The sequence below is a fragment of the Rahnella victoriana genome, assembly GCF_004330295.1.
Taxonomy (GTDB): Bacteria; Pseudomonadota; Gammaproteobacteria; order Enterobacterales; family Enterobacteriaceae; genus Rahnella; species Rahnella victoriana.
The window spans coordinates 97,682-119,490 of record NZ_SJOJ01000012.1 but is presented as its reverse complement, the minus strand read 5'-3'; the positions used below and the strand labels follow the sequence as shown (position 1 = coordinate 119,490).

The window sequence follows — 21,809 nt, the reverse complement described above, 5'->3', positions numbered from 1 at the left end:
GGGGTCTGCCCGGTGGGTGACAAGTTAGTTGTTCGCGTTTGCACCTTCTTCAAGCATCGCCGACGCATCGGAAACCGTGAACGAACCGGGTTTCTGACGTGGCGGGAACTCTTTGAAGGTATCCAGCATCTCTTTCACATATTTCTGCGCGCCACCCAGCAGGAACAGGCGGTCGTAGTACCAGGTGTTGTAGCCCATACCGTCAGAGCCTTTCTCCAGCGGATCGACTTCCAGATCGAAAATCATCGGTGCGCGCAGTATGGTGAACGGATAGCGCCACACATCCAGCCCGGTGTGTTCCTGGATCATAAAGTGGGCTTTCCAGCGGCCATAACGGATAGCCAGCAGATCGCCGTCATCGCTCCAGTAGAAGAATTCCTTACGCGGATCTTCGCCTTTGCCCTGCAGGAAATCGAGCTGGTTATAGCCGTCGAGATGAACTTTGTAGGTGATGGAAGGCGTTTTATAGCCTTTAAGGAGTTGCTCTTTGATATCCGGCACACCGGCTGCTGCCACCAGCGTCGGGAACCAGTCGTTACTGCCGAAAATATCATTGATCAGCGTGCCTGGTTTGATGTGGCCCGGCCATCGGATCATCGCCGGAACGCGGAAACCGCCTTCCCAGCCGGTGTTTTTCTCCCCACGGAACGGCGTAATCCCCGCATCCGGCCAGGTGGCCGTCATCGGACCGTTATCGGTGGTGTACAGCACGATAGTGTTATCTTCGATGCCGAGATCTTTAATCTTCTGCAACACCTCGCCGACCATCTTGTCATGCTCGACCATGCCGTCTGCGTAAGTGCCCAGCCCCGTCACACCAATACTGCCGTCTTTCAGGTGTGTTTTGTTGTGCATGCGGGTGGTGTTAAACCAGGTGAAGAACGGCTTACCGGCATGGGTCTGGCGTTCCATAAAGTCGTTGTTGGCGGCAAGGGTTTCTTCATCCACCGTCCCCATACGTTTGACGGTAAGCGGGCCGGTATCTTCGATTTTGCCATCCGCCGAGCTTTTAATGACGCCACGCGGGCCGAACTGTTTACGGAATTCCGGATCTTTCGGGTAATCCGGATTTTCAGGTTCTTCTTCGGCATTCAGGTGGTAAAGGTTACCGAGGAACTCATCAAACCCGTGCGCAGTGGGCAGAAACTCATCGCGGTCACCGAGATGGTTTTTACCAAACTGACCGGTGGCGTAACCCAGTTGTTTGAGAATATTGGCGATGGTCGGGTCTTCTTTTTGCAGGCCTTGCGGTGCACCCGGCATACCGACTTTACTCATCCCGGTACGGAACGGCATTTGTCCGGTAATAAAGGAAGATCGCCCCGCGGTGGAACTCTGCTCAGCATAATAGGAAGTAAATTTCGCACCTTCACTGGCAATACTGTCAATGTTGGGCGTTTTATATCCCATCATTCCCTGGTTATAAGTACTTAAATTCCAGTAACCGATATCATCGCCAAAAATAACCACGATGTTAGGTTTTGACGTGTCCTGCTTGGGGGCATTTTCAGGTGAACCCGCAGCGGGCGTGGGATCTGCCGCTGCTGCGGTGCCAGACATCAGGGCGAGCATGCTGGCAACCATCGTCCGCCTGAAAGATACTTTGTTAACCATATTGGTCACTCCGTTCATTGAGGGCTGGGATTAAGTCAAATTCAGTATAGTAAAGCTTTGAAATGTCTCATTACCTTCGGAAAGAACAGGCAATAAAAGGAATGCAGGGAATAAGCGTCTGTCACGGTGTGATTTTGTAAAGATGATAACCTGATGAATTATCAATCATTAAATTGTGCCTTTTGATTTGCGCAAAGCACAATTCTGAACAGGGCAAGTGAAAAGTTTTTATCTTTTTTATGAAAAGACAAGGCTACAGCAGGGGGAAATGAGGGAATGAGCGGGATAAGAAGACAATCACAGGATTATGGAATCCTGTGATTGTCATTGTGGTTCCTGACTACTGACGGTTGCTCCACACGGTCTGCACGTTACAGAATTCGCGTAAACCGAAGTGCGACAATTCGCGGCCATAGCCACTTTTCTTCACACCCCCAAATGCCACGCGCGGATCGGACGCACTGTAACCGTTGATAAAGACACCGCCGGTTTCCAGCTCGCCGGTCATCTGTTCTGCCAGATCAAGGTCAGCAGTGAAAATGGTCGCAGTCAGACCAAAATCGCTGTCATTCGCCAGTTCAACGGCATGTTCAGCGTTACGCGCGACACTGATCGCCGCCACCGGCCCGAACAGCTCCTGACGGAACGCGGTCATTTCCGGCGTGACGTTGCTCAGGATGGTCGGTGCGTAGAAGTTACCATTACCGGCCATTTTTTCGCCGCCCAGTAACAGGGTTGCGCCTTCACGCAGGCTGTCCTGAATCTGCTTATCCAGCTCATCACGCAGATCGAAACGTGCCATCGGGCCGATATAGGTCGCGTCATCCAGCGGATCGCCCGTCACCAGCGCCTGAGTGGCGGCAACAAATTTCTCAGTAAAGGTTTCCAGCACGCCTTCTTCAATGATCAGACGCTTTGCCGCAGCGCAAACCTGCCCGGTGTTCTGGTAGCGACCGGCAACGGCGGCTTTCACGGCGGCATCTATATCGGCATCATTGAGCACGATAAACGGATCAGAACCGCCCAGTTCCAGCACGCATTTCTTCACGGCTTTACCGGCCAGTTCAGCAATCGCAGCACCGGCGCGCACGCTGCCGGTGACCGTCACGGCGACCACGCGCGGATCAGCAATCAGATCTGCTACGGCCGCATTCCCAACGTTAATCACACCAAACGCACCCGCCGGGAAACCGGCTTTCAGTGCCGCCTGTTTCACCAGATAAGTGGTGCCCATGACGTTCGGGGCGGGCTTGAGAAGGAATGTATTTCCCGCCAGCAACGCAGGCACCGCACCGCGCAAAATTTGCCAGACCGGGAAGTTCCACGGCATCACCGCCAGGATCATGCCGGAAGGGCGATAATGAATGTGCGCTTCACCGTTATCGACCTGTGTCGGTTCCGGTGCCAGCATGGCCGGGCCATTCTGGGCATACCATTCGCACAGGTTGGCTGATTTTTCGACTTCCGCACGCGCCTGTTTCACGGGTTTACCCATTTCACGGCTGATCATGCGGGCAATATCTTCGCTGGCTTCACGCAGTTCAGCGGCGAGATGCACCAGAAGTGCGGCACGTTGCGCGACATCGGTTTTGCGCCAGTGTTTAAATGCGTTGCTGCCCTGCGCAACGGCCGCTTCAAGTGCCAGCGGCGTATCGTAAGGGTATTCACCCAGGCGTTCGCCGTTGAACGGGTTCAGTGAAATGGCGTGTGTTTGTGTGCTGGCAGTGGTCATTTTTTATTCCTCATTAATCCGGTCTGTGAAGAATAGAGGCTTGCAGGGATGAATAAAAATGAATAAAAATAAGTAAACCGTTCACTTTTTGAGAAAGACTATGAATCTGTCACAACTGGAGATGTTCCGTGCCGTTGCCGAAACCGGCAGTATCAGCGCCGCCGCGCAACGTGTTCATCGTGTGCCGTCAAACCTGACCACAAGGATTAAGCAGCTGGAAGCAGAGCTGGGCGTGGAACTGTTTATCCGCGAAAACCAGCGGCTGCGCCTTTCTCCGGCCGGACGTAACTTTCTCAACTACAACAACCGCATTCTGGATCTGGTCGAAGAGGCAAGAGTCTCGGTGGCGGGAACGGAACCGCAGGGCGTATTCGCTCTGGGTGCGCTGGAAAGCGCGGCGGCGGTGCGCATTCCGGCGCTGCTGGCGCGTTATCATCAGCAGTTCAGCAAAGTTGAACTGGCGCTGAGCACCGGCCCGTCCGGCGAACTGCTGGATAAATTGCTGGAAGGCGAACTGGAAGCGACCTTTGTTGACGGGCCGGTGCTGCATCCGGTGCTGGATGGCATGCCGGTATTTCAGGAAGAGATGGTTATCGTTGCACCGCGGCATCACGCGCCGGTGACACGCGGGCAGGACGTCAATGGCGAAATTGTGTATGCGTTCCGCTCAAATTGTTCATACCGGCGGCATTTCGAAAGCTGGTTTGCGGATGACGGGGCCGCGCCCGGAAAAATCTACGAAATGGAATCCTACCACGGCATGCTGGCGTGCGTGATTGCCGGAGGCGGGCTGGCGCTGATGCCGCGCAGTATGCTGGAAAGTATGCCGGGAAGCGGCACGGTAAGTCTCTGGCCGCTTGCGGATAACTACCGTTATCTCACCACCTGGCTGATGTGGCGGCGGGGAGTGTTAACACGAAACTTGTCGGAGTTTACCAGGATGGCTTCAGAAGTGACGGTCAGCCTTCCGCAACCTGCAAAATAATCTGCCAGTCCAGCGCAAGCTTTAACATCACACAGGCGGCACAGACGACGAAAATGGTTTTGAACATGGTTTACCCTGATATTTACTGTGATTCGAATCACAGTTTAAAACCATGACGGTTAAATCGCTTCTAAAATTTTGTGCCGTTAATGCCTTTTGCGCGGCATTTTAGGATTATTTTTATCGGGATGTGTAATTGAACATCAAAAAACCGCACCGGAAGATAAAGAATGTGTACGTTTTGTACATAATAGCAACATGATTTATTCACGCAGCGAGACTATTATAAAGGCGCGCAAATTTGCGTTAATAATATTTTTTTGCTTATTTTGAAGTCTGCGAAGTCGTTTGTTCGTTAAAATTTAATTTATTCAGACACAACAAGTCCTTATAAAAAAACACGAATGCCGCCCGGCAACAAGTAAAACGCTGCCACAGGAATTGTGTAATAGCGTGTAATATTATCCTTGCGCAATTGATATCATTATTTGTTTGTGTAGAATCAGGGTCACTAATTTAATGATACCCCTCTAAAGTGAGCACATCATGGACAACGCGTTAAACGTTTTGAATAATATCCGTACACTTCGGGCTCAGGCTCGTGAAATGCCACTGAGCACTCTCGAAGAAATTCTTGAGAAGCTGACCGCAGTTGTTGAAGAATCGCGCGATAATGCAAAAGCACTCAGCGCACAGCAGCAGGAACGTGACGAAAAATTACTGAAATACCGTGAAATGCTGGCTAACGATGGCATCGCCATTGATGACCTGCTGGGCCACCAGCCAGTGAAAGAAAGCACCAAAGCAAAACGTAAACCGCGTCCGGCGATTTATGCCTACACCGACACCGATGGTGAGAAGAAAACCTGGACCGGCCAGGGTCGTACTCCTTCTGCTATTAAAGCCGCTCTGGATGGCGGCGCGACACTGGAAAGCTTCCTGATCGCGCGTTAACCGAACCGCTGATGTGTTTGGATCTTGTCTGCTCTGTTTATTACAGGGCAGATAAGCTATTTGTTAACACTATTCTTTTCCCTGTTATTCATTGACGTTAAAGATCGCCTTCTCTCCTCTTTGTCCTTTCCGCCCATTCAATAATGTCTCTTAATGTGAATTTGAGTCTCAGCAAGTAAGATCAACATCACTTCGTTTACCGGAACGTCTGTACAACCCTGATATTCCCCTGCGTAAATTACGATCACTCGCGGGTGTTTGTTTTAGGACGCTGCGCGATACCCGCTGGATTAAACCTGCGTCCTGGTAAAAGGGGCGTACATACCTGAACGATTAAGAATGATGCATTACCGTCCGGAGAATTTTTAACGCAATATTACGACGGCCACCTGCGGACGATGTTTAATATCCATCTGCAGGAAAGTATTAAACCCGACCGGATATTATTGAAACAGTTAAGCATTGCTCATCAATGGCCCGCAAACACGGGCCAGAGAGGGGACGGCAGACAGATATTCAGCGATGAGGCAGGTTTTCCTGGTATACACACAAATGCGTATACGCCGCCTGCAACAACGGAATATTGATCCCGACACGCGTGGCGCGCTCGACCAGATCACCAATAATCTGATCGGCTTCAACCGGATTTCCCTGCGTCATATCGCGGTACATGGAGGAGGTCTGCGGTGAGTTTTTATCGGTTACCGATTCCCTGACTTTTGCCACCGCCGCCGCGCGTTCCGCGTAGCCAAAGGCTTTCATGGTGGTCAGTGCCTCGGTGACGATAGCCTGGGCGAACTCTGTGCCGCCCGGTGCAGACGCCACCTGACCGATATTGCCGCGCATGGAGCAGGTGATGGCGCCGAAGCTCGAGAGCAGCAGCCACTTCTCCCACAAATCCGTGATAATCGTTTCAGACAGCACGGCGTCGATATCGGCACGTTGAAATGCCTCGTCGACTTTCAGAATACGTTCGGTTTTTTCGCCGGACAGCTCGCCGTAAATAATCTGGTGCATTGGCGTCATCTGGTGAATATGCCCGTCGGCATCAAGCGTGGCGTTGATTTTACATAAGCCGCCGATCAGGGCGTGTTCACCGAAACGCAGACTCAGCGTCTCCATGTGTTTCATCCCGTTAAGTACCGGCATCACCATGGTGTTTTCACCGACAACCGGTGCGATATCTTTCATTGCCGCTTCCAGCCCGAAACTTTTTACCGTCAGCAAAATCAGGTCATAAGGCCCGGTCAGCTGCGATGCCTGTAAGACATTGGGCTGGAAATGGAAATCACCGTGCGGACTGTGAATGGTCAGCCCGTCCTGCTGAACGGCCTGCGCCCGTTTTTCACGTAAAAGAAACGTCACATCCTGCCCGGCCTGTGCCAGCCGCGCACCAAAATATCCGCCGGTCGCGCCAGCTCCCACCACCAGAATCCGCATATATTTTCCCCATTGTTCAAGACATTCAGAAATAAACCAGTAAGTTTTAAACTACGGGAGGAGGGCTGCGGGAAGCAAGCATTGCTGAAAAGAAATGAAATGTCAGTATGAATATGGCGGGTGTAAAGTCGGTACAAATGTGGGATGAGAATGTAACTCCCCCGCCCGAAGACGGGGGAGTTACACCGCTATTTCCCCCGCGCCAGCACCTTGCGGTACAGCACCGGCAGTGAAATCACCACAATCAGCATCGCACCGACAATCACCGACATCACAATCCCCGGCACATTCAGCAGGCTGAGACCGAAGGTCAGCAGCCCCATCAGGAACGCTGCAATAATCACCCCGGTCATGCTGCCGGAACCGCCGAGCACGCTGACCCCGCCGAGCACCGCCATGGTGATCACGCTCAGTTCCCAGCCGAGCGCCAGCGTCGGACGCGTGCTGCCGAGCCGTGAAGTCAGCAGCACCGCTGCCAGTCCGGACATCACCCCGACCAGCACAAACAGCGTCAGGTTGTGGCGTTTCACATTAATACCGGAATACCATGCGGCGACCGGATTGTTGCCGATGGCATAGGTGCGACGGCCGAAGTTGGTTTTATGCAGCAGGAAATAGAACACTGCGCCGAGTACCAGGAACAGCGCGAACTCAAACGACAACGGCCCCCAGACATACCCCTGACCAAACCAGGCAAAACTGGCGGGATAGTGGTTAAGTGACTGGTCACCAAGCAACACATAGGTGATGCCGCGGAACAGGCTCATGGTCCCGATGGTAATGACGATAGAAGACAGATTCAGTCGTGTGACCAGCAGGCCGTTAATTAATCCGCACAGCAACCCCACGCTCAGCCCGACGCCCACCAGTGCTGGCGTCGGTAACCCGGCCTGCGCGCAGAATCCCATAATGGTGGAACTCAGCGCCATGGTTGACGCGACCGACAAATCGATTTCGCGGGCGATAATCAGCATCGCCATCGGCAGGACGATGATGGCTTTTTCGGTGAAGTTAAAGGTCGCGTCCGACAGATTCCAGATATTGAGGAAATACGGCGAGGCGAAGGCGTTCATCACAAACACCAGCAGCGTCACCAGCAGCAGGAAACCTTCCCAGCACATCAGACGGCGGAAGAACGGCGTCACCGCCATCGGTGCGTTCCCGGCCTGAGAGGTCTGCGGCGTGTTGCGCGACGTTAAGGTCTTGTTCATGATCTTACCCCGGTATCAGTTCGCACAGGCTGGACGGCAGGGGAGTGGCGCAGGATCAGCCGTCCTTTACGTTTGTTGGCGCGTTCGTTGAGGATCACGGCGATGACAATCACGCCGCCGGAAATGGCCATCTGCCAGAACGGTGAGACTTCAATCACCGGCAGGGCGTTGTTGATGACGCCGAGGAACAGCGCGCCGAGCAGGCAGCCGACCACCGAGCCGATGCCGCCCATGGTGCTGATGCCGCCGATCACGCAGGCTGCGACGATCTGCAACTCGAAACCGTTGGCGACGTCTACGTAGGCGACGGCGAAACGTGAAATCCACAGATAGCCGCAGAACCCGGCCAGCGCGCCGGAAAGGCAGAAGCTGACGAACTGCATTTTGCCCGCGTTAATGCCGGTGTAATACGCCGCGGTGGCGTTACCGCCTGCGGTATATAAAGCGCGACCGGTGCGGCTGTATCGCAGGAAATAGGCCACCAGAATCAGAGCGGCAATCGCGCACCAGCCGAGCAGCGGCAGGCCGATAAAGGTGGCGCGCGGCAGACTGAGGAACGCCGGGCTCATCTGATGGGCGTTAATCCAGCCGCCGTTTGAGAGCAGGAAGATAATGCCGCGATAAATGCTCATGGTGCCGAGCGTCACCACAATCGGCGGAATACCGACTTTCCACACCAGCAACCCGTTAATCGCGCCCATCACCAGCCCGAGTACCGTCGCCAGTAAAATTAGCGACCACACCGGAATATGCGGATAGTGGAAGTTAAGCAGCGCGACGATCATCCCGGTCAGCGCCAGATTGGCGGCCATCGACAAATCGATCCCTTTGGTCAGCAACACCATCATCTGGCCGAGCGCCAGAATGATCAGAATCGAGGTGTCGTTAAACATCTCAAGCAGGTTGCCCGCGCCGACAAACTCCGGCGAACGCGCGCCGACGCCGAACACCATCAGCACGATGACCACCGCCAGCAGCAGCTCGCGGTATTTCAGCAGGTTTTTGATCATGCTGCCTCCTCGCCCGCGCCACTGGCCGCGCTGACAATCATTTCTGCGGTTGCCTCACCGGCATTGAATTCCGCCACCATCAGCCCTTCGTGCATCACGATGATGCGATCGGCCATGCCCATCACTTCCGGTAATTCTGACGACACCATAATCACTGCCAGCCCGCGCCCGACCAGTTCAGACATAAACTGATGTACCGCCGCTTTTGAGCCGATATCAATGCCTTTGGTCGGCTCATCGAGAATGATGATGTCCGGTCTGGTCGCCAGCCATTTGGCGATCACCACTTTTTGCTGATTGCCGCCCGACAGCGTGCCCACGGCCTGTTTCCAGCTGGAGGCTTTGACCTGCAACCGTCTGGCGTAATCATCGGCCAGCGCCCACTCTTTTTTGTCATTCAGCACGCCACGCGGATTGAGCTGGCTGAGCTGCGGCAGACTGATGTTCTGACTGATCGGCAAATCAATGATTGCGCCTTGTTTCTGGCGCTCTTCCGGCACGTACACAATCCCCGCCCGGATGGCCTGAGAAGGACGCGAAAAATGGTGTTCTTTGCCGTGGATCAGAATTTTTCCGCCGCCGGGCTGGGTGACGCCAAACAGCGCCTGCATCAGTTCGGTACGCCCCGCGCCGACCAGCCCGTAAAAGCCGAGGATTTCGCCCTTGCGCAGCGAAAAATTAATGCCCGCAAACTCGGTCGGATGGCTGAGGTTTTGCACTTCCAGTACCGTCTCGCCCGGTTCACAGTTCACTTTCGGGTAAGCCTGACTGACTTCACGACCCACCATCATGGTCACCATCTGCTGTTCGCTGATGTCGCTGATTTTGCCGGAACCGACATAACTGCCGTCGCGCAAAACCGTGTAGTAATCGGAGATAGAGAAAATCTCGTCGAACTTGTGCGAGATAAACAGGATGGCTTTGCCTTCGCGTTTCAGGCGTTCAACTATCTGATAAAACTCAACGATTTCATGCTGAGAAAGTGCCGCCGTCGGCTCATCGAGGATCACCACCTGCGCATCAAATGACAGCGCACGGGCAATCGCCACCATATGGCGCTGCGCGATGCTTAACTCTTTCAGAATGGCGTGCGGATCAATATTCACTTCCAGACGGGTCAGAATGTCGCGCGCCTGCTGATGCATCGCCGGCCAGTTCAGACGTCTGAACAGCCCGCGATAAAGATAATGGCCGACGAAAATATTCTCGGTGACGGAAAGCTCGTCAAACAGCACGGTTTCCTGATGGATCGCGGTGATCCCGACTTTATGCGCGGATTCCGGATTCGGCAGTTTGATCGGAATCGCTTTATAACGCAGTTCGCCTTCTTCCGGCTGATAAATGCCGGTCATGACTTTCACCAGCGTCGATTTTCCCGCGCCGTTTTCGCCAATCAGGGCGGTTACTTTTCCCGGATACAAATCCACGTGAACGTTATTTAACGCCCTGACACCCGGAAAGACTTTGCTGATGCCCTGTAAGGACAGCAGCGGCGTCGATGAATCAGTCATGTCGTTTCCCCTGTCTGGCTAAGCACAACAAAACGGCCAACCGGCGCACCGGTCAGCCGCATTCAGGATCAGAAGATTTTGGAGAATTTGTCGATGTTGCTGGCGTCATAAACAAAGGGTTCAGCCATGGCGCCGCTGCCGTCAGCATCCAGTTTCACCTTGCCTAAACGCCCCATGCTGGCTTCGGTTTTGGTGGCGGTGCCTTTGACCAGATCATCGGCCAGATACGTTGCGGCGTAGCCCAGATCTATCGGGTTCCAGATGGCGAAGCTTTTGGTCGCGCCGGATTTCACCGCACCCGCCATTTCAGACGGCAGACCCAGACCGGTCACGTACACTTTGCCGATTTTGCCCTGATCTTTCACCGCCTGAGCGGCCGCCACGATACCGACGGAAGAAGGGGAAATAATCACTTTCAGATCAGGATAGGATTTCAGCAGGCCAATGGTTTCACGGTAGCTTTTATCTGACAGATCATCGCCATAGGCGACGGTCACCAGATTGACGGAAGGATACTTCGGCAGCACCTTCTTCATCTCGGCAATCCACAGATTCTGGTTGGTGGAGGTCGGCGTGGCGCTGAGAATGGCCACATCGCCTTTCTCCACATTCAGGGCTTTCAGCGCGTCGGCGGCCAGTTTGACGTTGGTTTCACCAATCAGCGCGTTGTTAGACGGATTAAGGTGGATCTGGCGGCCGTCTTTGGCGACCCCGGAATCCCACGACACCACTTTGATGCCGCGCTGCATGGCTTTTTTCAGCACCGGTACCAGCGCATCCGGGTCATTGGCGGAGACCGCAATGGCATCGACGCCCTGCGCAATCAGGCCGTTCAGCACTTCGATTTGGGCTTCTGCGGTGGTGGTGGTCGGGCCGGTATAAATCACTTTCACATCGCCCAGTTCTTTGGCGGCCTGTTGTGCGCCGACGTTGGCCGCTTCAAAAAAACCGTTGCCCAGCGATTTTGCCACCAGCGCAATTTTCACTTCTGCCGATGCCGCGCCTGCCATAAGGATACTGCTCGCGATCAGGGTAAGGCTCAGTACGTGTTTTAATTTCATTGTGTGTACTCCGCATAAGTCCGCATAAAGTTTAACGACCAAAAAGTTGCCGACGCGCCAGGCGCATGATCACGACTCTAGGAGGTTGCTGACAGACTGACCTTTCCGCGAGTGCCAGTTGAGGGCGAACTATGGCAAAGAAGCAAAGGTTTAAGCGAACAACCTCACAAATTGATAACAATCTTGTTTCGGTCATGCCAAACGTTCCGAAAAACACAGATTACCGGTTTCTGAAAGCCGTACTGAAAACAGGCGTAAAGCTAAGCGGTACGCCGGATTGCGCCGGATTGCGTAAGGATATAAATGTTTTGTTCAAAAGCGGATGGCTGATCACAGTTTCAGCCCGATGGCTGCCCCGGTGCCGACTAAGATATTACGATAATGTTAATAAGGAGTCGGAAATGACCGTGTTACGCAGTAGTGAGTATTTTCCCTCAGGAGATTTCCCGGTCACCATTGAACCCCGTTATCCGCAGGAAACCTTTCCTGAACACCATCATCAGGATTTCAATGAAATCGTGCTGGTCGAACGGGGAACGGGCACCCATGTGTTTAACGACCAGCCGCTGATCCTCAGTGCGGGCAGCGTGTGTTTTGTCCGCCACTGCGACCATCATCTTTATGAAGACACGGAAAACCTGCATCTGACCAATGTGCTGTACCGCAGCCCGAATGCCTTTCGCTTTCTGAACGGCGTCAGTGATCTGCTGCCGCAGGAAACCGATGGCATTTATCCGGCGCACTGGCGCATCAGCCCGAACCAGATTGTGCAGGCCAAAACGCTGATTGACCTGCTGGCGCGAAAACCTGCCACCCGGTTGCCGGAATCACAGGCGCAGCAGGAGTTGTATTTCATGCAGCTGTTATTGTTGCTGCGTAAAGGCAGCCGTGATGTCGGTTATCGTGGGCAGGGCGGCGATCTGAATAATGTGCTGGACTGGATGAACGAACATTACGATGAGGAAATCGACTGGCCGCAACTGGCGGCGCAGTTTTCCATGTCGCTGCGTACCTTGCACCGGCAGATGAAACAGCAAACCGGCTGTACGCCACTGAATTACCTTAACCGTCTGCGTCTCCTGAATGCCCGTAATATGCTGCGTTTCAGCGACAGCCCGATCACAGAAATCGCCCACAATTGCGGCTTCTGCGACAGCAATTACTTCTCCACCTTGTTCAAACGTGAATTTGGCTATGCGCCAAGAAGCGTTCGCCAGTAGCCCCTCCCCGTATTTTGCAAAATTGTTATGTCGGACAGTCCGAACATGACATTTTTGCCATTTCTCAAAATTAAATGGCAATCACGGAAAGGTAAAAACCAGACGGATAGAACAGGCTGTTAAAACTTCACAAAAAAGAACTTTTTTATTAACAACTCGTTCATCACCTCTATCCGTACCTGGGAGATCCTAGACATGAGCACAGTTCAGAAACGTATGTACATCAACGGCGAATTCGTTGAAAACACCGGCGGAAAGTGGATTGACGTTGTGAATCCGGCCACAGAACAGGTGATTTCACAAATCCCTGAAGGCTCAGCAGAAGACGCTAAAAAAGCCATTGATGCCGCCGAAGCGGCGCAACCCGGCTGGGAAGCGTTGCCAGCGGTTGAACGCGGCGTATGGCTGCACAAAATCGCCGCAGGCATCCGTGAGCGCGAAGCCGAACTGACCGAAACCATTATTGCGGAAGGCGGTAAAACCTACGGTCTGGCGCAAACCGAAGTGCTGTTCACCGCCGATTATCTCGATTACATGGCGGAATGGGCGCGCCGTTACGAAGGCGAAATCATTCAGAGCGACCGTCCGAACGAAAATATCTTTGTGTTCCGCAAAGCCATCGGCGTGACTACCGGTATTTTGCCGTGGAACTTCCCGTTCTTCCTGATTGCCCGCAAAGCCGCACCGGCGCTGATCACCGGTAACACCATCGTCATCAAACCGAGTGAAATCACACCGAACAATGCGGTGATCTTCGCAGAAATCATTCACAAAATCGGTCTGCCAAAAGGCGTGCTCAACATTGTCACCGGCTACGGCCCGACCGTCGGCCAGGAACTGGCAGCCAACCCGAAAGTCGGTATGGTCAGCCTGACCGGCAGCGTGGCCGCCGGTATCGCCACCATGACCGCCGCGGCGCAGAACGTCACCAAAGTCTCGCTGGAACTGGGCGGCAAAGCCCCGGCCATCGTGATGAATGACGCGGATCTGGATCTGGCGGTGAAAGCCATCGTCAGCTCCCGTGTGATCAACACCGGACAGGTGTGTAACTGTGCCGAACGTGTGTACGTGCAGGAAGGCGTCTACGACGAATTCATTTCCCGCATCAGCGAGGCGATGAAAAAAGTCACCTTCGGCAATACTGCCGAGCAAAAAGAACTGGATATGGGCCCGCTGATCAGCGGCGCAGCGTTACAGCGCGTGGAAGAGAAAGTGGCGAAAGCCGTGTCACAGGGTGCGAAAGTGCTGCTGGGCGGGAAACGTCACGGCGACAAAGGTTTCTTCTATCAGCCGACCGTGCTGGTGGATGTGAAACAGGATATGCCGATCATGCACGAAGAAGTGTTTGGCCCGGTGTTGCCGGTCGCCACCTTCAAAACGCTGGATGAAGCCATCGCGATGGCGAACGACAGCGAATATGGCCTGACGTCGTCGATTTACACCAGCAACATCAACACGGCGATGAAAGCCCTGAAACAGCTGAAATTCGGCGAAACCTACATCAACCGCGAAAACTTCGAGGCGATGCAGGGCTTCCATGCAGGCTGGCGTAAATCAGGCGTCGGCGGCGCAGACGGCAAACACGGCTTGCAGGAATACCTGCAAACGCATGTTGCCTACCTGCAATTCCATTAATCCGCAGTGACTGGCCGGAGCAGGGCAACCTGACTCCGGCCAGAAAGGACATATCATGAGCCGTCACGATTTCCTGACCGGTATTCGTCAGCATAAATTCATGCAAACGCTGTTCCCGCCACAGAGTGAAGAACCCCATCCTGTGGCGGATTTTGGCCGTGCGCTGACCCTGATGGGCGGCCTCTGGGATGAGACGTTTTTGCGGACACCCCGAAACGGTTACACCACCCTGAACGCCTATCTGCGCGGGTTGTATCCGGCCGATGCCCGGTTCTGTTCCGCCACGCCGGAAATCATTGCTGATGTGGATTTCAATGCGCGTAGCGATGCGGCATCGCTGAAAGAGGTGGATGTGGGGGTGGTACGCGCCTGCTTTGGCGTGGCAGAAACCGGCGCGGTGTTTCTCAGCGATCATCATTTATGCGTCAACACGCTCAGCGCGATGGCAAAAAATCTGGTGGTACTTCTCGACGTTAAACATATTATCGAACATCTGCATCTGGCCCACCGGCAGCCGCAACCTTTCAATGCCCGCTACACCATTATGATCACCGGCCCGGCGGCGATGGCCGACAGCGAAAGTGCGCTGATGCTGGGCGCCAAAGGCGTGAAAAGCCTGCGGGTGATCGCGATTTAAGTCCGAAAACCCATGGATCCTGCTGTACTCACTTCGTCTAAAATAACTCCTGTAAATAAAATAAATCCTATCTGATACAATCAGTAAATCGATGCATATCAGGCATATCCTGACTATTTTCTGTGAGTGAGCGCGACACCCATGAGCGTGATACAGAGCCTTATCAAACAAGCTTTTGGCACCGGTAACGGCCACGAAGCGGCGAGCTTTCTGGCCAGCGCATGTAACCGCATGAAGGCAATGGATAAAACGGCTATCGCCCGCGAAGTGGAAAGCGCGCTGAACGGCGTCAGTTTCAGCCGTCCTGATACAGAAAAGGCCAAAGTCAAAACGGTGTATAAAGACACCGCCGTCACCCTCGAAAAACTCGCTTCCCTGCAAAAACAGGTGCGCAGCCTGACGCATGAACTGGCCGTTGCGCGCAGTAAAACCGGTACGGGTCCCAATGAAGACACGGAGCGGATGAAAGACGAACTGTTCCGCCTGAACACGCGGATCAGCGACCTGCAACGTCAGTCAGAAATACAGAAAAAGCAGCATGCCGACGAACTGGCGCTGCTGCGCTCCCGCCAGCGGGCTACCGGAAATTCCAGCTCAGCCGAACTGGACGCCGCGAACCGCCTGATCGCCTATACCGGCAGCCAGATGGCCGCCATGGCTGCAGCACGCGATACTCTGCAACAGCGCGTCAGTGAGCTGGAAACCGAATATGACCGCCGGTTAAGTGAGGAAGAAGACAAACGCCACGCCGCCAACCGACGTGCCGACGGGAATTACGCTCTGCTCGGTCAGCAGAAAGAACTGACTGCAGAGGCAAACCGTAAAGTCACTCAGTTGCGGGCGAGCCTGAAACTGGAAGAGTACGAAGGGCAGTCGGTGAAGAGTGAAACGGCGAAACTGAAAAAACAGATCGCCGCACTGGAAGAGGAAAACAGCCGTCTGGCGGAACGCTCCCGTGATAACGAGGACGACTGTGAACGCCTGAGCAACGCACTCGAGCGTACCAGCAAGGAATTCGCCGCCTACAAGGCGCAAAAAGAACGCTTCTCCCGCTGGATCCACATTCCCAGCGCCATGATGGGCCTCGCCGTCGTTGCGCTGGTGATGTATACCGATGCCCAAACGGGACATTGGTTTGACAGCCTTACACCTGCCGCATTGCTGGGCACCGTCGTTTACGCGCTATCCCACACCATCGCCTGGAGCCGCAAGGCGTAGCGGGCGGCTGTCATTCCCTGCCTTTACTTCACGGCTACCGCAGCCGCCTGCTCGATCCGCATTGCCACATCCCGCCCCTGTGCTTCGAATTCCCCCCTGTTTGTGTGTCACTTGGGCGCGGCGATCTGACAGGGGAATCACATGACGATGACAAAACGTCATGATGCCTCTTGTCTGCCGGCGCTGTGAAAACGCTTTCCCGCCCGCTATTGTGGATATTTTGTACAGTCAGGTTATTTTCGGTTTTATATCTTTTGTAAAGACCGGGCAGGGGCAATACACGGAACTGATCGGATGAAAAAACAGCGTCGAATATTCCACTGTCTTAAAATTGTGGTCTATATTTATTCTGCAACCGGGGCTTTCGTCGGAGTTTCGAAAGTTGAAAGGGGAATGGAAAATCCGAAAGTCCGCCCTGGTAAATACGCAATTCTTGCCTGATGTGGTTTTTGTTAATGCTTTTTTTATCAGTACGTTAAATATTATGTAATCGTTTCCATTGTGCTGATGATAAAGCCTTGCCCGCAGGCGGGTCAAATTTCGAATGAAAGGCTGTTTTTATTTTATTGGTGAATAAAAACGTCGCATGAGGAATAAATCCACGGGTTTTGCGCGGAAATTAAAATTGAACGCGGCTTCCGATGCACACGAAGTGCGATATTTTGTTAAAAAGTTATATTTGTAAAGTTGCGTATGTACTAACAGGAAGAAAAAAACTATAGTGAGCCACCTCACGGCTCTCAATCAGATTGGTCGATTTATGTCTACTTCTAATGTCTAAAATTGAGAGATGCGTCGTCTTTTTTGACTCAACCTTTTAACGTAAAAACAAAAGAACTCATAAAGTGAACGCCAAAACCTCTGCTTTTATCATCACGTTTTTGTCATTTCTGAACCCTGTTTCAGTCAGTTACGCACAGTCAGCCACCGCGACGCCGAAAGGTGAGACGGATGACGCATCCGATGCGTCGACGATGATGGTCATCAAACGGGCCAGCACCGGTGAGTTGTCTGAACTCGATACCCCGGCGGCCGTCAGCGTGATTGATGGTGAAGATTTCAGAAACAGCAAAGCGCAGGTCAATCTTTCCGAAAGCCTGGGCAGCGTCCCCGGTTTGCAGGTTCAGAACCGCCAGAACTATGCGCAGGACTTGCAGCTTTCCGTGCGCGGATTCGGCAGCCGTTCTATGTATGGCGTGCGCGGCGTGCGTATTTACGTTGATGGTATTCCGGCCACCATGCCGGACGGGCAGGGGCAGACCTCCAATATCGATCTCAACTCGGTGGAGCGCGTCGAAGTGCTGCGCGGGCCGTTCTCGGCGCTGTACGGCAATGCGTCCGGCGGCGTGGTGAACGTGGATACCCAGACCGGTTCTCAGCCTGCAAAACTGGAAGCGGGCACCTATTTTGGCAGTTACGGTTCATTCCGTAACAGCGTGAAAGCCAGCGGCGCGACCGGTGACGGCACCCATGCCGGTGATGTGAATTACCTGATTTCCGGTTCCCGTTTCACCACTGACGGCTACCGCGATCACAGCGGCACCCAGAAAAACCTCGGTAACGGCAAGCTCGGTGTGCGCATTGACGACGACAGCACCCTGACGCTGATGTTTAACAGCGTCTCCGTTGATGCCAACGATCCGAGCGGCCTGACAGAATCTGAATGGCACGATAACCCGACGCAGGCGAAACGCGCCGATCAGTACAACGCCCGTAAGAGTCTCGATCAGACACAAGTCGGCCTGCGCTATCAGCGTCAGATGGGCGAGAACGACGAGTTCAGCCTGATGACTTATCACGGCGAACGCCACACGACGCAGTACCAGACCATTCCGGCCGCGTCGCAGAAAAATCCGCTGAACGCAGGCGGCGTTATCGTTCTTGAACGTAAATATTCCGGCGTGGATACCCGCTGGACGCATCAGGGCGATCTCGGTTCTGTCCCGGTCACGCTGACCGGCGGGCTGGACTACGAAACCATGACCGAGCGCCGCTTCGGTTACGAAAACTTTAACAGCGAAGGCGATCTGGGCGTAAAAGGCGACGAACGCCGTAACGAAAAGAACGTGATGTGGAACCTCGATCCCTATCTGCAAACGACGTGGAACCTGACACCGCGCTGGACGCTGGATGTCGGTGCGCGTTACAGCACGGTCAGTTTCGATTCGCAGGATTACTACATCACCGGCAGCAACCCGGATGACAGCGGTTCGCGCCGTTATCACAAACTGCTGCCGATGGCCTCCCTGAACTACGCGGTGACGCCAGCGCTCAATACCTACATTTCTGCCGGTCGTGGATTTGAAACGCCGACCATCAATGAACTTTCTTACCGTACTGATGGCCAGTCCGGCCTGAATCTCGGTCTGGAACCGTCCACCAGCAATACCGTGGAACTGGGCAGCAAATGGCGCGTCGGCAATGGTCTGGTCACTGCGGCGGTCTTCCAGACCGATACCGACGACGAATTGATTGTTGCAGAAAGTGTCGGCGGACGTTCGAGTTATACCAACGCCGGCAAGACCCGCCGTCGCGGTCTGGAACTGTCGTTAGATCAGCAGATTGAAGAGAACTGGCGCGTGAAAATGGCCTGGACGTTGCTCGATGCCACCTTCCGTAATGAGACCTGTGGCGCGGGGGATTGCACGCCAGCGGGCAACCGTCTGCCGGGTATCGCCCGCAATATGGGCTACGCTTCCCTTGAGTGGGCACCGGTTGATGGCTGGCATGCTGGCGCTGATGTGCGCTACATGAGTGACATCGAAGTGAATGACGAAAACAGTGAACAGGCACCGGCTTATACCGTCGCCAGCGTGAATGCGGGTTATCGCTTCAACTGGAACAAAGTGACGCTCGACCTGTTTACCCGCGTCGACAATCTGTTCGACAGAAATTACGTAGGTTCTGTCATCGTCAATGAAGGTAACGGTCGCTATTTCGAACCGGCACCTGGCAGAAACTACGGTGGCGGCGCTACGCTTTCTTATAGTTTCGAATAGATCCCATAAAGTAAGCGTTTTTAGTCAGTAAGAACAATGAACCACGCGGTGTTGCCCGGTGCCTGCACTGAGTAAAGCAGGGCGGCACATGCAAGGAATGACACCCGGTGAGAACCGGATGTTCTTGAAGATTCGGGTCACCCTGAATCGACGATTATAAAAAATCAGTAAGGTCATCAACTATGGAAACGAAAGCCTCGTTATCACGCATCGTCGTCATAATTACCGCTTTGTTCGCCGCGTTAAGCGGGATTTATCTTCTTGTCGGCGGTATCTGGCTGGCAAAATTAGGTGGTTCTCTTTATTACATTATTGCCGGTGTTATCTCGCTGGTTACCGCGTGGCTGTTGTACCGCCGTCGCTCGTCTGCACTGCTGTTGTACGCAGTCTTCCTGCTCGGCACCACTATCTGGTCCGTATGGGAAGTGGGCACTGATTTCTGGGCACTGACGCCGCGTCTTGACGTCACCTTCTTCCTGGGCCTGTGGATCCTGCTGCCGGTTGTTTACAACCAGATGCTGGCGAAAAACGCGTTCGCGCGTGGCGCACTGGCCGTTTCCCTGCTGTTCACCGTGATTGTGCTGGCGTACTCCGTTTTCAACGATCCGCAGGAAATTAACGGCACTATCAAAGCTGCTGATGCGGCACCGGCTGCGACAGATTCCGGCGTTCCCGCCAGTGACTGGCCTGCCTATGGCCGTACTCAGGGCGGAACCCGTTACTCGCCACTGAACCAGATCAACGATAAAAACGTCAGCAAACTCGACGTGGCATGGACTTTCCGTACCGGTGACCTGAAGACCCCGAACGATCCGGGCGAAATCACCGACGAAGTCACGCCAATCAAAATCGGCGATATGCTGTACCTGTGTACGCCGCACCAGAAACTGTTTGCTCTGGATGCCGCGACCGGTAAAGAGAAGTGGAAATTCGATCCGCAGCTCAATTCTAACCCGACCTTCCAGCACGTGACCTGTCGCGGTGTGTCTTATCATGAGACAACGCCTGTGGCACAAGGTGATGCGGCTAACGGCGCGGCCCCTGCTGTCTGTGCACGTCGTATCATCCTGCCTGTCAACGATGGCCGTCTGTTCGCACTCGACGCTGAAACCGGCGCACGTTGCCCGGCATTCGGTAACAACGGTGAGCTGAACCTGCAGGGCAACATGCCTTACGCAACGCCAGGCCACTACGAGCCAACCTCACCGCCAATCATCACCAAATCTGTGATTATCGTGGCCGGTGCGGTGACCGATAACTACTCAAACCGCGAGCCTTCCGGCGTGATCCGTGGCTTTGATGTGGAAACCGGTAAACTGCTGTGGGCCTTCGATCCGGGTGCGGCTGAACCGAACAAAATCCCTGAAGATGGTCAGCACTTCACGCCAAACTCCCCGAACTCATGGGCGCCTGCGGCTTATGATGACAAGCTGGATCTGGTCTACCTGCCAATCGGCGTAGCGACACCAGATATCTGGGGCGGCAACCGTACTCCGGAAATGGAACGTTATGCGAGCGGCCTGCTGGCGCTGAATGCGACCACCGGTAAACTGGCCTGGTTCTATCAGACCGTTCATCACGACCTGTGGGATATGGACGTTCCGGCGCAGCCAACGCTGGCTGATATCACTGACAAGAGCGGCAACAAAGTTCCTGCGATTTATGTACCGACCAAAACCGGTAACATCTTCGTGCTGGATCGCCGTGACGGTAAGCTGATTGTTGACGCACCTGAAAAACCTGTTCCGCAAGGCGCAGCGAAAGGCGACCACGTTTCTCCGACTCAGCCGTTCTCCGAACTGACTTTCCGTCCGGAAGCCAAACTGACCGGTAAAGACATGTGGGGCGCAACGATCTATGACCAGCTGATGTGTCGTGTGATCTTCCACAAACTGCGTTATGAAGGCACCTTCACACCGCCATCCGAGCAGGGCACGCTGGTGTTCCCGGGTAACCTCGGTATGTTCGAGTGGGGCGGTATTTCTGTGGATACCGACCGTCAGGTGGCTATCGCGAACCCGATCGCACTGCCGTTCGTGTCTAAACTGATCCCACGTGGTCCTGGCAACCCTATGGAGCCAGATGAGAACGATAAAGGTGGTTCCGGTACTGAGACTGGCATTCAGCCACAGTACGGCGTGCCATTTGGCGTGACGCTGAACCCGTTCCTGTCTCCGCTGGGCTTCCCTTGTAAACAGCCTTCATGGGGTTACATCTCCGGCGTTGACCTGAAAACCAACGATATCGTGTGGAAAAAACGTATCGGTACCGTGCGCGACAGCTCACCATTGCCGCTGCCGTTCAAAATGGGTATGCCAATGCTGGGCGCACCGATTTCTACCGCCGGTAACGTGTTCTTCATCGCCGCGACCGCAGATAACTACCTGCGCGCGTTCGATATGAGCAACGGTGACAAACTGTGGGAAGCACGTCTGCCAGCAGGCGGCCAGGCGACTCCGATGACGTACTCTGTGAACGGTAAACAGTACGTTGTTATCGCAGCAGGCGGTCACGGTTCGTTCGGCACCAAACTGGGCGATTACATCATCGCTTACGCACTGCCAGACGCTGACGCGAAATAA

Annotated in this window: 15 protein-coding genes; 8 read left to right on the top strand and 7 right to left on the bottom strand. The window is 54.1% G+C overall.

Features of this window, described 5'->3' with window-relative positions:
- Positions 1-24: 24 nt before the first annotated feature.
- Both EYY67_RS12125 and EYY67_RS12120 read right to left on the bottom strand, forming a co-directional pair.
- On the bottom strand, positions 25-1,614 hold the full coding sequence (locus EYY67_RS12125) for an arylsulfatase (protein ID WP_131693586.1): 1,590 nt from the start codon (positions 1,612-1,614) through the stop codon (positions 25-27).
- Between the two features lie 340 nt (positions 1,615-1,954).
- Positions 1,955-3,346: an aldehyde dehydrogenase family protein gene (locus tag EYY67_RS12120; protein WP_131693585.1), complete on the bottom strand. Its 1,392-nt coding sequence runs from the start codon at positions 3,344-3,346 to the stop codon at positions 1,955-1,957.
- 100 nt (positions 3,347-3,446) lie between these two features.
- Here EYY67_RS12120 and ptrR point away from each other — a divergent pair, with 100 nt between their 5' ends.
- Both ptrR and EYY67_RS12110 read left to right on the top strand, forming a co-directional pair.
- Entirely contained in the window at positions 3,447-4,331 is an 885-nt protein-coding gene (ptrR, locus tag EYY67_RS12115) for a putrescine utilization regulator PtrR (RefSeq protein ID WP_131693584.1), read from the top strand.
- 546 nt (positions 4,332-4,877) lie between these two features.
- Positions 4,878-5,285 (top strand): H-NS family histone-like protein, encoded by a 408-nt coding sequence (locus EYY67_RS12110; protein WP_119824818.1) that lies wholly within the window; start codon positions 4,878-4,880, stop codon positions 5,283-5,285.
- A 516-nt stretch (positions 5,286-5,801) separates the two neighbouring features.
- Here EYY67_RS12110 and panE read toward each other — a convergent pair.
- The 5 genes from panE to rhaS (EYY67_RS12085) form a co-directional block, all read right to left on the bottom strand.
- On the bottom strand, positions 5,802-6,725 hold the full coding sequence (gene panE, locus EYY67_RS12105; protein ID WP_119824817.1) for a 2-dehydropantoate 2-reductase: 924 nt from the start codon (positions 6,723-6,725) through the stop codon (positions 5,802-5,804).
- A gap of 188 nt (positions 6,726-6,913) precedes the next feature.
- Positions 6,914-7,936 carry an ABC transporter permease gene (locus EYY67_RS12100; protein ID WP_131693583.1) on the bottom strand — a complete coding sequence of 341 codons (1,023 nt, stop codon included), beginning with the start codon at positions 7,934-7,936 and terminating at the stop codon, positions 6,914-6,916.
- A complete protein-coding gene (locus EYY67_RS12095) occupies positions 7,933-8,946 on the bottom strand; it encodes an ABC transporter permease (protein WP_131693582.1) in 1,014 nt (337 codons plus the stop codon). The genes EYY67_RS12100 and EYY67_RS12095 overlap by 4 nt, the downstream gene beginning before the upstream one ends.
- A complete protein-coding gene (locus EYY67_RS12090) occupies positions 8,943-10,457 on the bottom strand; it encodes a sugar ABC transporter ATP-binding protein (RefSeq protein ID WP_095925445.1) in 1,515 nt (504 codons plus the stop codon). The genes EYY67_RS12095 and EYY67_RS12090 overlap by 4 nt, the downstream gene beginning before the upstream one ends.
- A gap of 68 nt (positions 10,458-10,525) precedes the next feature.
- Complete coding sequence (gene rhaS / locus EYY67_RS12085; RefSeq protein WP_095925446.1) at positions 10,526-11,518, bottom strand: rhamnose ABC transporter substrate-binding protein; 993 nt, start codon at positions 11,516-11,518, stop codon at positions 10,526-10,528.
- A 401-nt stretch (positions 11,519-11,919) separates the two neighbouring features.
- Here rhaS (EYY67_RS12085) and rhaS (EYY67_RS12080) point away from each other — a divergent pair, with 401 nt between their 5' ends.
- From rhaS (EYY67_RS12080) to EYY67_RS12055, 6 genes are all read left to right on the top strand, one after another.
- Positions 11,920-12,738, top strand: coding sequence for an HTH-type transcriptional activator RhaS (gene rhaS, locus EYY67_RS12080; protein ID WP_131693581.1), 819 nt, complete (start codon positions 11,920-11,922; stop codon positions 12,736-12,738).
- Between the two features lie 195 nt (positions 12,739-12,933).
- Positions 12,934-14,373, top strand: coding sequence for an aldehyde dehydrogenase (aldA, locus tag EYY67_RS12075; protein ID WP_095925448.1), 1,440 nt, complete (start codon positions 12,934-12,936; stop codon positions 14,371-14,373).
- Between the two features lie 55 nt (positions 14,374-14,428).
- On the top strand, positions 14,429-15,010 hold the full coding sequence (locus EYY67_RS12070) for an LUD domain-containing protein (protein ID WP_131693580.1): 582 nt from the start codon (positions 14,429-14,431) through the stop codon (positions 15,008-15,010).
- A 141-nt stretch (positions 15,011-15,151) separates the two neighbouring features.
- A complete protein-coding gene (locus tag EYY67_RS12065) occupies positions 15,152-16,228 on the top strand; it encodes a coiled-coil domain-containing protein (protein WP_095925450.1) in 1,077 nt (358 codons plus the stop codon).
- Positions 16,229-17,073: 845 nt separating this feature from the next.
- Positions 17,074-19,227 carry a TonB-dependent receptor PqqU gene (gene pqqU / locus EYY67_RS12060; protein WP_131693579.1) on the top strand — a complete coding sequence of 718 codons (2,154 nt, stop codon included), beginning with the start codon at positions 17,074-17,076 and terminating at the stop codon, positions 19,225-19,227.
- A gap of 182 nt (positions 19,228-19,409) precedes the next feature.
- Positions 19,410-21,809, top strand: a complete 2,400-nt coding sequence (locus EYY67_RS12055) for a glucose/quinate/shikimate family membrane-bound PQQ-dependent dehydrogenase (protein ID WP_131693578.1) — start codon at positions 19,410-19,412, stop codon at positions 21,807-21,809.